The organism is Fretibacterium fastidiosum (assembly GCF_000210715.1).
Lineage (GTDB): Bacteria > Synergistota > Synergistia > Synergistales > Aminobacteriaceae > Fretibacterium > Fretibacterium fastidiosum.
Genome location: NC_021038.1, coordinates 1,904,486 through 1,916,164, shown reverse-complemented (window position 1 = coordinate 1,916,164; position 11,679 = coordinate 1,904,486). Strand labels below are relative to the sequence as shown.

Annotated in this window: 12 protein-coding genes; 2 read left to right on the top strand and 10 right to left on the bottom strand. The window is 67.3% G+C overall.

Annotated features, from left to right (window positions below; genetic code table 11):
* Positions 1 to 149: 149 nt before the first annotated feature.
* From citF to SY1_RS08855, 6 genes are all read right to left on the bottom strand, one after another.
* Positions 150 to 1,706, bottom strand: a complete 1,557-nt coding sequence (gene citF / locus SY1_RS08880) for a citrate lyase subunit alpha (RefSeq protein WP_015556821.1) — start codon at positions 1,704 to 1,706, stop codon at positions 150 to 152.
* 1 nt (position 1,707) lies between these two features.
* On the bottom strand, positions 1,708 to 2,619 hold the full coding sequence (locus SY1_RS08875; protein WP_015556820.1) for an aldolase/citrate lyase family protein: 912 nt from the start codon (positions 2,617 to 2,619) through the stop codon (positions 1,708 to 1,710).
* Complete coding sequence (gene citD / locus SY1_RS08870) at positions 2,616 to 2,924, bottom strand: citrate lyase acyl carrier protein (protein ID WP_015556819.1); 309 nt, start codon at positions 2,922 to 2,924, stop codon at positions 2,616 to 2,618. Before citD ends, SY1_RS08875 begins: the two co-directional genes overlap by 4 nt.
* A gap of 76 nt (positions 2,925 to 3,000) precedes the next feature.
* The gene (locus SY1_RS08865; RefSeq protein WP_015556818.1) at positions 3,001 to 4,509 is read right to left on the bottom strand and encodes a tripartite tricarboxylate transporter permease; all 1,509 of its coding nucleotides are present in this window, start codon (positions 4,507 to 4,509) and stop codon (positions 3,001 to 3,003) included.
* Positions 4,510 to 4,532: 23 nt separating this feature from the next.
* On the bottom strand, positions 4,533 to 5,078 hold the full coding sequence (locus SY1_RS08860; protein WP_208873510.1) for a tripartite tricarboxylate transporter TctB family protein: 546 nt from the start codon (positions 5,076 to 5,078) through the stop codon (positions 4,533 to 4,535).
* Between the two features lie 78 nt (positions 5,079 to 5,156).
* Complete coding sequence (locus SY1_RS08855) at positions 5,157 to 6,146, bottom strand: Bug family tripartite tricarboxylate transporter substrate binding protein (RefSeq protein WP_208873509.1); 990 nt, start codon at positions 6,144 to 6,146, stop codon at positions 5,157 to 5,159.
* 211 nt (positions 6,147 to 6,357) lie between these two features.
* Here SY1_RS08855 and SY1_RS08850 point away from each other — a divergent pair, with 211 nt between their 5' ends.
* The gene (locus tag SY1_RS08850; protein ID WP_015556817.1) at positions 6,358 to 7,197 is read left to right on the top strand and encodes a P-loop NTPase; all 840 of its coding nucleotides are present in this window, start codon (positions 6,358 to 6,360) and stop codon (positions 7,195 to 7,197) included.
* A 44-nt stretch (positions 7,198 to 7,241) separates the two neighbouring features.
* Here SY1_RS08850 and SY1_RS08845 read toward each other — a convergent pair whose 3' ends face one another.
* From SY1_RS08845 to SY1_RS08830, 4 genes are read right to left on the bottom strand one after another with little or no spacing between them, the layout of a single operon-like run.
* On the bottom strand, positions 7,242 to 8,015 hold the full coding sequence (locus tag SY1_RS08845; RefSeq protein ID WP_208873508.1) for a phosphate ABC transporter ATP-binding protein: 774 nt from the start codon (positions 8,013 to 8,015) through the stop codon (positions 7,242 to 7,244).
* On the bottom strand, positions 8,012 to 8,920 hold the full coding sequence (locus SY1_RS08840; protein WP_015556816.1) for a PstA family ABC transporter permease: 909 nt from the start codon (positions 8,918 to 8,920) through the stop codon (positions 8,012 to 8,014). Before SY1_RS08840 ends, SY1_RS08845 begins: the two co-directional genes overlap by 4 nt.
* Entirely contained in the window at positions 8,917 to 9,792 is an 876-nt protein-coding gene (locus tag SY1_RS08835; protein WP_243440646.1) for a PstC family ABC transporter permease, read from the bottom strand. Before SY1_RS08835 ends, SY1_RS08840 begins: the two co-directional genes overlap by 4 nt.
* 4 nt (positions 9,793 to 9,796) lie before the next feature.
* Positions 9,797 to 10,636, bottom strand: coding sequence for a phosphate ABC transporter substrate-binding protein (locus SY1_RS08830; protein ID WP_208873507.1), 840 nt, complete (start codon positions 10,634 to 10,636; stop codon positions 9,797 to 9,799).
* A gap of 514 nt (positions 10,637 to 11,150) precedes the next feature.
* On the opposite strand from SY1_RS08830, the gene SY1_RS08825 reads away from it, so the two are divergent.
* Positions 11,151 to 11,498 carry a hypothetical protein gene (locus tag SY1_RS08825; RefSeq protein WP_015556814.1) on the top strand — a complete coding sequence of 116 codons (348 nt, stop codon included), beginning with the start codon at positions 11,151 to 11,153 and terminating at the stop codon, positions 11,496 to 11,498.
* The last annotated feature ends 181 nt before the right edge of the window (positions 11,499 to 11,679 follow it).

Sequence of the window (11,679 nt, the reverse complement as noted above, 5' to 3'; positions counted from 1 at the left end):
TCAATTGCCTTGTGGAGGCACAGCCGACCGACACGACGCCGACCGCCTGTCGGCGTCCGTAAGTCGTGTCGTCTGGCTGAACCCCTCCGCCGCCCTTGGCGGCACCTCCCCTTTCAGGGGAGGCAATCCACATTAGACGCGATTTGGTATTAAAGTGGTTCGTAGGGCATGACCTCCCGCACCACGTCCAGGATGCTGCCGTCCCGCGCCTCCAGGATGGCGACGACCCGGTCCTTCCACCGCAGCGGGTCCGGCCGGCCCACCAGCGCATAGGCCTTCTCCTGAAGCGCCTTGATGGGCACGTGCCGGATGCCCGCCTTGTCCAGACACTCGACGATATCCTGCCGGGCAGGGTTCACCGCCGTGCCGTAGTCCGTCACCAAAACGTCCACGCAGTCCCCCGGCGTCGTGACGGTCACGACGCTCTCGCAGACCGTGGGCATGCGCCCGCGCGTCAGGGGCGTCACGATGATGCAGCACCTGGCGGAGGCCGCCGTGTCCGGGTGCCCGCCCGGCGCGCCCCGCAGAACGCCGTCCGATCCCGTGATGACGTTGACGTTGAAGTCCGTGTCCACCTCCAGAGCCGCGAGGACGACGAAGTCCAGCTTGTTGATCAGCGCGCCCTTGTTGGCCGGGTTGGCGTACTCGCTGGCGGAGATCTCAAAGTGGTGGGGGCTCTTCCCGATGTGCTCGATGGCGGCGACGTCGAAGTCCTGAGTGTCGAGGATCGCGTCCACCAGCCCCTTGTCCATCAGCTCGCAGATGGAGCCCGTGATGCCGCCGATGGCCCACCGCATCCGGATGCCGCGCTCGCGCATCAGGGGCTCGATGAAGCGGTTCACGGCCAGGGAGGGCCCGCCCGCCCCCGTCTGAAAGCTGAAGCCGTCCTTGAACCAGGGCGTGGCGGCCATGACCTTCGCCGCCGTCTCCGCCATCATCAGGTCCCTGGGGTTCTGGGTCATGCGCGCTGCGGCCGTGGCGATCTTCTTTGGGTCCCCGATCTCGTCCACCTTGACGACGTAATCCACGTCGATGCCGTGAATGCTGGCGGGGAAGTTGGGATAGGGGACCAGCGTGTCCGTGACGACGACCACCCTGTCGGCGTACTCCGCGTCCGCCATGGCGTAGGACAGCACGCCGCAGTCGCTGCGCCCGCCCACGGCCCGCGCGTTGCCGCACTCGTCGGAGGTCGGCGCGCCGATGAAGGCCACGTCGATGTGAACCTCCCCCTCCTCGATGGCGCGGACCCGTCCGCCGTGGCTGCGCAGGATGGCGGGCGTCCTCAGCCTGCCCTGGGAGACCACCTCCCCCATCCGGCCCCGGATGCCGCTGGTCTGCAGCCCCGTCACGATGCCCTCCTCGATGTAACGGGCGATCGGGTCGTGGGCGGCGCCCAGGCTGGAGGCCGCGATGGTGACGTCCCGGATGCCCAGCTCCGCCACCTCCTTCATCACCAGGTTGGCGACGTAGTCGCCGTCCCGGAAGTGGTGGTGGAAGGAGATCGTCATGCCGTCCCTCAGCCCGCACCGCTGAATGGCCTCCCGAAGGCTCCCCACCAGCTTGCTTCCCTGGGGCTTCTCGCCGATGCGCGTGCGCGGGCCCCGCTTCTTCAGGAGCTCGCCGTCGCGGTGCCCCGCACCCTGGTAGACCTTCCAGCCCTCCTTCAGCAGCTCGTCGGGTATCTCTCTGCCGACTGCGTTCTTCATCCTAAAGGTCCCCCTCGTACACACCGCTCGCCTTGGCAAGCCGGATCACGCGCTCCGCTCCGGGGACGAAGGCCACGTCGACCATCTTGCCGTTGATCGTAAAGACGCCGACGCCCTTATCCGCGTTCTCGCGGAAGGCTCGAACGATCTTCTCCGCGTCCGCGATCTCCCTCTGCGTGGGGGCCAGCATCTCGTGGACGATCGAGATCTGGCGGGGGTTGATCAGGGACTTTCCGTCAAAGCCCATGTCCTTGTTCTGCTGGACCTCCGCGCGGAAGCCCTCGTCGTCGTCCAGGTTGGTGAACACCGTGTCGAAGCACTGCACCCCCGCCGCCCGCGCGGCGATGAGCAGGTGCCCCCGGGCCGCCAGCATCTCGATGCCGCCCGGCACCACCTTGACCTGCATACACTTTCGGTAGTCGCCGCCCGATATCGCGACGCCGAAGAGCCGCGGCGACGCCGTGCAGATCTCATAGGCGTTCAGGACGCCCTTGGGGCTCTCGATGGCCGCCATGAGCAGCGTCCGCCCCTCCTCGACGCCAAACTCGCGCTCCGCGGCCAGCGTCGCCTCCTCCACGGCCCGGACGTCCTGAGCGCTCTCGGTCTTGGCGATGCGGAGCCCGTCGGCGCCCCCCGCCACGCAGACGCGGACGTCCTCGCGCCAGTGGGGCGTATCCAGCCCGTTGATGCGGACGATGACCTCCGTGTCCCCGTAATCGACCTCCTTCAGCGCATGGTACAGCGAGAAGCGGGCGGAGTCCTTCTGGTTCTCCGCCACGGCGTCCTCCAGGTCCAGCATGATGGAGTCCGCGCCGTAGACGTAGGCGTCCTTGATCAGGCCGGGCCTCTGTGCGTTCATGAACAGCATCGTCCGGCGCAGGCGAAACCGCTCCGGCTTGGGGCGCGGGATCATCGCACATCACCTCCCCAGGGAATCCTGTCGTCCGGGCCGCACCCGCAGCCACGGTAGTAGGCGCACTCGATGCGCGCCTTGATGGTGCAGTCCAGCGCGCCGTGGTCGTTCACGGTGACGCCGGCGTTCCTCACGCCCAGGCGCTCCAGCGTGGCGAGCGTCGTCTCCCGAATCTGCCGCCCGTACTGCTTCAGGACCGTGCTCTCCAAAAGGAGCTTGATCCCGCCGGAGTCGGCCGGCTCAAGGGTGACCATGACGTCACTGGACTCCAGCGTGCCCGCCACCCCCGTCGTCTTCAGTTCCATCGCACACCTCCATGGACAAATTCGACGAACGCCCCCTTCCGGCAGCGTCCTCCGAGGTCAGAACGGCGCCGGCCCCTCACGCTTCGCCCTTGCAGCCCTTTTTGAAGAGGGGCGCAACCACCGGGTAGAGCAGCAGCACGACGCTGACGGCCATCAGCGTGCCGGCCACGGGGCGGGCGAACATCGCGGCGAGGTTCGCGTGGGAGAGGGTGAAGGCGCGGCTGAAGTTGCCCTCGCATATCGTGCCCAGCACGAGGCCCAGGATCAGCGCGGCGCTGTTGAAGCGGCAGGCGGAGAACGCCAGGCCGGCGATGCCCGCCACGGCCATGATCTTGACGTCCGCGATGCTCATGTTCGTGGCGTAGGAGCCGATGAGGGCCAGCATGATGATGATGGGCCCCAGGTAGGAGTACGGCACCGCCAGGACCTTGGCGAAGATCCGCGCGATGAAGATGGCCACCACGACCATCAGGATGTTCGTGACGAACATGGAGGCGAACGTCGCGCTGAGGTACTCCGGCTGGTTCTTCAGAAGGAGCGGCCCCAGTTGGACGCCCTTCAGGACCAGCGCGCTCATCATGACGGCCGCCGCGTTGCCGCCGGGGATGCCGAGCGAGAGCAGGGGCACCATGGAGCCGCCCGTGGCGGCGTTGTTCGCCGTCTCGGAGGCGGCGATGCCGTCGATGATGCCCGTGCCGAACTTCTCCGGGTACTTCGACAGCTTCGTCTCCGTCGAGTAGCACAGGAAGGAGGCGATGGTCGCCCCCGCCCCGGGCAGGATACCGATGATCGTGCCGATGACGGAACACCGCGCGAGGAGCCACTTGATGCCCCACCACTCGCTCACCGAGGGCATCTTCGTGCTGACGCTGCCGCCCCCCACGCCCTGCTCCGCCTTCAGGCGCCTGTCCGTCCCCGTCTGCTTCAGCACCTCCGTCACGGCAAAGATGCCGATGAGGACGGGGATCATCTCAAGCCCCGCGATCAGCTGCGTCGAGCCGAACGTCATGCGCTGCACGGCGTACATCGTGTCCTGCCCGACACAGGCCAGAAGCAGCCCCAGCAGGCCGGAGATCACCGTGCGGAGGATGTTCCTGGAGTCGAGGCAGGTCAGGATGGACAGCCCCATGAACGTGATGGCGAAGATATCCGCCGGACTGAAGGAGAGCGCCGCCTGCGTCAGCTGCGGGGAGAGCAGGAGCATACAGAACGCGGACACCAGACCGCCGATGGCCGAGCTGCCGAGCGCGATGCCGAGCGCCTTTCCCGCCTCGCCGCGCTGGGCCATGGGGTAGCCGTCGAACGTCGTGGGGGCGCTGGACGGCACGCCGGGTATCTTGAACAGGATCGCCGTGATGCTGCCGCCCGTGATGGAGGAACAGTAGACGGCGACCAGAAAGACGATGGCCGGAACGGGCTTCATGCTGTAGGTGAAGGGCAGGCCCAGGGCCACGGCCATCGTGGCGCTGACGCCCGGCAGCGCGCCGAAGAGCGTCCCCACGACGATGGCGAAGGCCATCATCATGAACGTATAGGGGTCCATCAGGACGCCGAACCCGCTCTGAAGCAATTCCCATGTGGACATTTTCTCTCACCTCCCGAAAGGATTTAGAAGATCGCGGCCTGCGCCCGCGCGATCAGCGACTCGACGTACAGGGCGAAATCCCGCGCCTGGGGGAGCGTGCCGCGAGGAAGGTTGACGGACAGGAGGACGCCGAACACCGCGTAGAGCAGCACGGTGACCGCCGCCGACAGGACGACGAGCCGCAGGACGCGGCGGTCGCCCAGGAGCAGCCCGTAGAGGAGGAGCATCAGGAAGCACGTCCCCATGAAGCCCAGCGGCTCCAGGGCAAAGCTGGCCCCCAGCACCAGGAGGATGCCCAGGAACGTGCGGCTCTTGAGGAACTCGGCGGAGCGGACCCCGAAGCCCCTCAGGGAGAAGTCCGGATTGTCCCGGTTCCTGCGGAGGATTCGGACGATGTTGACGGCGATGAAGACGAGCAGCAGGATGACGATGGCCTTGGGCCAGACGTCCGGGCTCAGCGCATACGGGTTTTTCTGAACCTTGACGGGGATCGGCGCCTCCGTCACGTGGAAGAAGTACACGTAGAGGAGCGCCAGCCACAAAAGCGCGTTGCAAATCAGCTCAAACAACGGTTCCGCACCCCTTCCCGGATACAGCAAAGGGGGTGGGGCAGAAAAGCCCCGGCCCCCTTCGTCAAAGGTTCTCCACTACTTCGCGTAGTAGTCCTTCTTCAGGACTTCCTCGGACTTCAGGTAGTCCGTGAAGGCCTTGTACTCGCTCTCGAAGAGCTGGCCAAACTCCTCAGGCCCGGCGAAGCCAGGGCGCTCGTCGTAGGCTCCGGCCTTCAGGAAGTCCTGCCATGTCTGCGTTTCGACGGCCTGTTTGACGGCCGCAAGCAGCGCGTCGATGGCCTCCTGGGGCGTCCCCTTCTTGGCGAAGATGCCGCGCCAGGTGCCGATGTAGGAGTTGATGCCCAGCTCGCCCGTGCACTGCATGTCCGGGTAGAGCTTCATGCGCTTCTCGCTGATGGCGCACAGCGGGACGATGTCCCCCGCCTTGATCAGACCCGCGATCTCGTCCGTGCCGGTGATCATCATGTCGATGTGCCCGCCGACGAGGGCCGAGTTCATCTCGGCGCCGCCGCCGTAGGCGACCTCGTTGACGGAGAGGCCCTCCAGCGTCTGGCGCAGGGAGGCGCCGTCCGCGCCCGTCACCGTCAACATGCCGACGCTCACCTCGTAGGGGTGCGCCTTGGCGTACTCGTACAGCTCGGAGAAGTTATGATAGCCCTTCGCCTCCATGGCCTTCTTCGAGCCGGCGATGATGTTGATGGAGTGGACCAGCTTCACGATGGGGATGAACTCGTCTTTGAAGTTCATGGACGTGGCACCCTGCAGGTCCTGCATGATCAGGCTCTGCGTGCCCAGCATGAAGGTGTAGCCATCGGCCGGCTGCTTGTAGGTGTACTCCACGCCGTTGACCCCGCTTCCGCCCTCGACGTTGACGACCTCCACCTGAACGCCCAGGATGTCCTTCAGCAGGGCGGCCATGGGCCGGAGCGTGCTGTCCGCGCCCCCGCCGACGCCCCAGGGGCAGACCAGGTCCACCTTGCGCTCGAACTTCCACTCCGCCGACGCCCCCGCCGCACCGACCGACACCAGCGCCAGCGCCAACAGCGCACACAGGAACTTTCTCACAACAAATTCCCTCCCTCTCCAAAACGACACAAGCTCCAGAAAATTGAAACGTGAAAGGATGGCCGCACCTCGCCGCCCGCGCGGCGCAGGTCGTCTTATATTATAATATGAGATGTCCGTTTTGACGAAGCCGCCCTCGTCTTTGAATCCGGTCTTTGAATTTTGAATTTAAGGATGCAGCGGCGGGCGAAACAGCAAAGGAGCAGGTCACATGAGCGAGCACTGCGATCACAACTGCGATCACTGCGCCGCGGGCTGCGCGGCGCCGGCGGCGGCGGCAAGGGCGGCAGCCAAACAGGAGAACAGGGTGGCGCGCGTGGTGGGCGTTGTCAGCGGCAAGGGCGGCGTCGGCAAATCCCTGGTGACCGCCCTCCTGGCCTCCGGGGGCAGGAGGCGGGGGATGCGGACGGGGATTTTGGACGCGGACATCACCGGCCCCTCCATCCCCAAGATGTTCGGCCTCCACGAGAAGGTCTTCTCCGATGGCAAGGCCATCCTCCCCGCCGTCACGCGGGACGGCACGGAGGTCATCTCCATGAATCTCTGCCTGCCACGGGAGGAGGACCCCGTCGTGTGGCGGGGGCCCGTCATCGCGGGGACGGTCACCCAGTTCTGGGAGGACGTGGACTGGGGGGAGCTGGACTGCCTGTTCGTGGACATGCCGCCCGGAACGGGCGACGTCCCCCTGACGGTCTTTCAGTCCCTCCCCGTGAGCGGCATCGTCGTCGTGACCTCGCCTCAGGAGCTCGTGGGGCTCATCGTGAAGAAGGCGTTTCACATGGCCCGCCTCATGAAGATCCCCGTCCTGGGCATCGTGGAGAACATGGCGTACTTCGAGTGCCCCGACTGCGGAAAGCGGCACCACATCTTCGGCCGCGGCCACGCGGGGGAGGAGGCCAGGGCCCTCGGCGTTGGTGCCGTGGCCCACATCCCCATGGACCCGCACTTTGCGGAGCTCTGCGACCGAGGGCGGGTCGAGGACCTGGAGGGTCCATGGCTCGACGATATCCTGGACGCGATCCAGCGGTCGGGCAAGGGGGCGCACGCCTAAAAGCCGGAGGAGAAGCGCCCTGCGCGTTACGCGCAGGGCGCTCCCTAGAAGACCTCGCGCACCAGGGAACCGTCGTCGATGGCCGCCCCCAGGGACGGAGCGTCGAAGGTGCGGAGCAGGCGCCCCTCGGCCAGCACGACGGCGAAGTCCGCCAGGCGGCGCGCCTGGGTCAGGCTGTGGGACACCAGGACGATGGAGACGCGGTCCCTCATGGACAGGAGCATGTCCTCGATCCGCGCCGCCGCGGCCCGATCCAGGGAGGAGGTCGGCTCGTCCAGCAGCAGGAGCTCCGGCCCCAGGGTCAGCGCCCGCGCCAGACAGAGGCGCTGCTGCTGCCCACCGGAGAGGGAGGCTGCGGGGGCGTCCAGCCGGTCCCGCACCTCGTCCCAGAGGCCCGTCTGCTCCAGGGCCCCCTGGAGCTTCTCTCGAACCTCCTGCCTCGAGGGTCGCGCGGAGGACGCCAGCTCAAGAGGCAGGGTCAGGTTGCGCCGGATGCTCATCGGCAAGGGGTTGGGGGACTGAAAGACCATGCCCACCCGCCGCCTCAACTCGTGCGGGGAGGGCGCGCCGTCCCCCCGCGTGGGGCGCATCGCCCCGCCCAGCAGGACGCGAACCTCTCCCTCCTCCTCATACCCTTCGAAACACTCGTTCAGCCGATTGATGGAGCGCAGCAGCGTGGACTTCCCGGACCCGGACCGTCCCAGGATGACGCTGATCCTTCGCGCCGGGAAGCGGACGTCCAGGCCCTTCAGCACCGGCCGCCCGAAGAAGGACACGGCGAGGCCGCGGAGTTCCGCGCAGGACGAGAGGTCGTTCACGCTCCGATCCCTCCCCTCCCGGCCGCACCCCGCCAGCGCTGCGTCAGCCGTCCCTGCAGCGCACGCGCGCCCAGGATCAGCGCCGCAGAGAGCAGGAGCAGGACGGAGGCCGTGCCAAACCCCTGAGACAGCTCCTCCGGCCCCGAATACTGCGCCGCGGTGTAGTAGACCTTAAAGGGGAGCGCCTCGAACTTGGAGGTCAGCCCTGCGGGCAGCCCCGCGTTAGCCACGGCCCCCGTCAGCATGATGACGGCCGTGTCCTCCATGGCGCGCCCCATCGCCAGGATGACTCCGCCCAGGATCCCAGGAGCGGCCGCAGGCAGCAGCAGACGAAGGACGGCCTGTCCCCGTGTCATGCCCAGGGCGCTGGCCGTGAGCGTCAGCCCCTGGGGCAGCGCCTCCAGGGCGGCCCGGACCGACGTCACCAGCACGGGCAGGACCAAAACGGCGAGGCAGAAGGCCGCCAGCAGCAGGCAGGTGGTCCCCTGCGGCAGGAACGTCCGGCGCAGCAGGATGATCAGTTGAAGGCCGAAGAGCCCCATCACGATGGAGGGGACCCCCGCCAGCACGTCCACGCACCCGCCGATCCAGTCCCTCTCCCTGCGCCCCGCGAAGCAGGCCAGGTAGACGCCGCAGGCCAGGCCCGGCGCCAACGCCAGGGACATCGTGACGGCCAGCAGGAACAGCGTCCCCGCAGCCGCGGGCCAGATGCCGCCCCACACGGGCCGGACCGCGAGGATCGCATCGAGGGGGGGCGTGCTGCCGAAGAACAGCCTCAGGTTCACCGCAGGGAGCCCCCGCACCAGCAGGAAGAGGACCAGCCCCGACAGGGAGAGGAGCGTCCCCAGCATCGCGGTCCACCCCAGGGCCAGCAGGAGCTTCTCCCGAAGAAAGCGCGCCCTCATGGCCTGACGTCCCCCGACGCCTCCCGGGACAGGCGCCGGGCCGCCAGGCTGAACGCGGCGCAGGCCAGGAGGAGCAGCGCCCCCGCCAGGAGCAGCGACAGGTGCTCGCCGCCGCCGATGTCGCTCGACAGGACCAGGGCGATGTGGGCCGTGAGCGTTCGCATGGAGCTCAGGGGCGAGAGGGCGAACTGGATGGCGTTGCCGGCCAGCATCGTGGGGATCAGCGCGTCCCCCAGCGCACGGCCCAGGCCCAGCACGGCGGCGGACAGCATGGAGCGCTTCGCCAGGGGCAGGGCGACGCGGCTCAGGCACTCCAGGGGCGTCATGCCCAGGGCGGCCGCGGTCAGCGACGTCTGCGCCACCAAGCTCCGGACCGCGCCGTCCATGACGAAGGTCATGGTGGGCAGGCCCTGGAGCGTCAGGATGAGGCACGCCGCCAGCCAGCAGAAGCCCGTCCCTCCCAGAGCCCCACGGATAAGCGGCACGAGGAGGAAGACGGCGGCGAAGCCGTAGACCACGGTGGGCACCGCCGTCATCAGCCTCAAACACCCCATCAGGAGGGCCGCGAGGGGACGCGGCGCTATGCCGTTCAGCATACAGCAGCAGCCCAGCGACAGGAGCCAGCCCAGGAGGAGCGAGGAGAGCGCCAGCAGGACCGAGGCGTGGACCATGGGCAGGATGCCGAAGCGGCCTCCTGCCGGGTTCCAGAGGCGCCCCAGGAGGGCCAGGCCCCGCCCCTCCAGCAGGGCGGCGAGGCCCGAGATCAGGATGAAGGCGATGACGGTCCCCAGGAGGCCCGACACGGAGAGCGCCAGGGCGCGCAGGAGGACGGGGACCTCCCGGTCCCCGTCCCGAACGGCTCCACAGCGCACGGCGCTACTTCCCCGACCTGGGGATGGGGATGTAGCCGCTCTTCTCGATGATCTTCGCCCCCGCGTCGCTGTAGATATAGTCGATGAAGGCCGCCGTGAGGCCCGAAGGCTCTCCCCTGGTGTTCATGAAGAGCTGGCGCACGACGGGGTACTCACCGGACGCCGCGTTCTCCTGGGAGGGGACGTGCCCGTCGATGGCAACCCCGGCGATGGTCTGATCCAGGTGTCCGATGCCCACGTAGCCGATGGCCCGCGGGTCCTGGGCGATGGCGGTCTTCATCGCGCCGTTGGAGCTCACGACGTTGACCGTGGGGGCCAGCTCCGCCTTGCCCAGCAGCTTATCGGTGAAGGTCTCCCTCGTGCCGCTGCCGTCCTCGCGTCCGTAGACGTCGATGGCTCCAGGCTCTCCGCCCAGGTCCTTCCAGTCCTTGATCTCGCCGGTGTAAATCTTTGCCACCTGCTCCCCCGTCAAGCTCTTGACCGGATTGTCCGGGTGAACCGCCAGAGCCACCCCGTCGATGGCGAAGGGGTGGCTCTTGAGCCCGTACTGCTCGACCTCCTTCTCCTTGAGGGGGCGGCCCGTGTTGCCGATGCCGGCCAGGCCCTCGCCAACCTGTTTGACCCCGACGCCGCTGCCGCCGCCAGCAACGGTGATGCGGATCTTCGGGTTGAAAGTCATGATGTCCTGGGCCGCCTGAGTCATCACGGGGATGTGGGCCGTCCCTCCGGCGATGTCCAGCGTGCCCTCGAGGTCCTTGAAGGCGTCGAGGGGCTCGGCCTCCGCCACGGCGGCGGCCAGGAGCAGAGCGCACAGGGCAAAAACTCTTCCAAACGTCTTGAGCATGGTTTTCGTTCCTTTCCGTATCTTCGTCATTTCTCTTGTGACCTTTCGCAACGTTTCTCTCGCTTTGGCCTCGTCGAAACGGCGAGCCGCCTTCCTATTCGGGCAAGCCGCAGCGCACCGCGCGTCCCCGTGGGAGGACGCGCCGGAGGCTTATTCCACTTTCCCATCATCCATCCGTCGACGAGCAGCCAGCCGCAACGAGGGCGTGCACAGCCAGACGTCGGGCAGGGCGGGCAAAAACGACGAAGGATCGATGGATTGGGAACTTGGAACTGCGGGCAGGGTGATCAGGGGGGATTAAAGGACAGGGGAGCCCGACGAAATGCAGCCCGTGCATCCTCCGTCGACGCGTCAGCTGAAACCGCCCATTGAGCTCCCCTCCTCCGGCTTGAAATGCAGCCTCATTATAGCAGAAGGAGCCTGCGGCACGCGGCGCGCCTCTGGGGGAACATCGATCCGCCTCCCGTCGAGTATAATGTCGGTGAAGGCAGCACAAGCCGAAAGGGACGATAGCATGCCCGGACTGAGGGGAATCGACAACATCAAGAAGGCGATGGAGCGGCGGGAGAGGGAGCGCGACGAGAGCCTGAAGCTCGCCCTCGAGGCCGAGAGGGATGAGGCAGTGGGGACGCCTCAGGTTGCGGAAGAGGGGGCGCGAGACGACATCGAGCGCCGCATCGCCGAGCGGCTGGCCGACCAGAGGAGGGCCGCCGAGGAGCGCGCGGCGGCGTGGAGGGCCGGGGCGACGGCTGGAGCGTTCTCCGCGAGCCGCTTCATCGCGGCCGCTGCGCCCCGCAAGCCGGCGGAACCCGCCGCCCCGAACCCTGCCCCTGAGGGGCAGCCCCCCTTTCAGGGGGGCTAAAACAACCGGGGGCCTAAAACGCGCCTCTTCTTTTCGCCTCCCCTGGAAGGGGAGGTGGTCCGAAGGACCGGAGGGATTTGCTTTTCACGCTCAAAAACAACCCCTCAGTTCCCCCCTTCGGGGCTCACCAGTTCCCCTTCCAGGAGAGCCTAATAAACTGGGGGCTAAAACGCGCCTCTTC

Coding starts and splice junctions, on each gene's coding strand:
- citF (WP_015556821.1), bottom strand. CDS start 1,706: ATGAAGAACGCAGTCGGCAGAGAGATACCCGACGAGCTGCTGAAGGAG.
- SY1_RS08875 (WP_015556820.1), bottom strand. CDS start 2,619: ATGATCCCGCGCCCCAAGCCGGAGCGGTTTCGCCTGCGCCGGACGATG.
- citD (WP_015556819.1), bottom strand. CDS start 2,924: ATGGAACTGAAGACGACGGGGGTGGCGGGCACGCTGGAGTCCAGTGAC.
- SY1_RS08865 (WP_015556818.1), bottom strand. CDS start 4,509: ATGTCCACATGGGAATTGCTTCAGAGCGGGTTCGGCGTCCTGATGGAC.
- SY1_RS08850 (WP_015556817.1), top strand. CDS start 6,358: ATGAGCGAGCACTGCGATCACAACTGCGATCACTGCGCCGCGGGCTGC.
- SY1_RS08840 (WP_015556816.1), bottom strand. CDS start 8,920: ATGAGGGCGCGCTTTCTTCGGGAGAAGCTCCTGCTGGCCCTGGGGTGG.
- SY1_RS08830 (WP_208873507.1), bottom strand. CDS start 10,636: ATGCTCAAGACGTTTGGAAGAGTTTTTGCCCTGTGCGCTCTGCTCCTG.
- SY1_RS08825 (WP_015556814.1), top strand. CDS start 11,151: ATGCCCGGACTGAGGGGAATCGACAACATCAAGAAGGCGATGGAGCGG.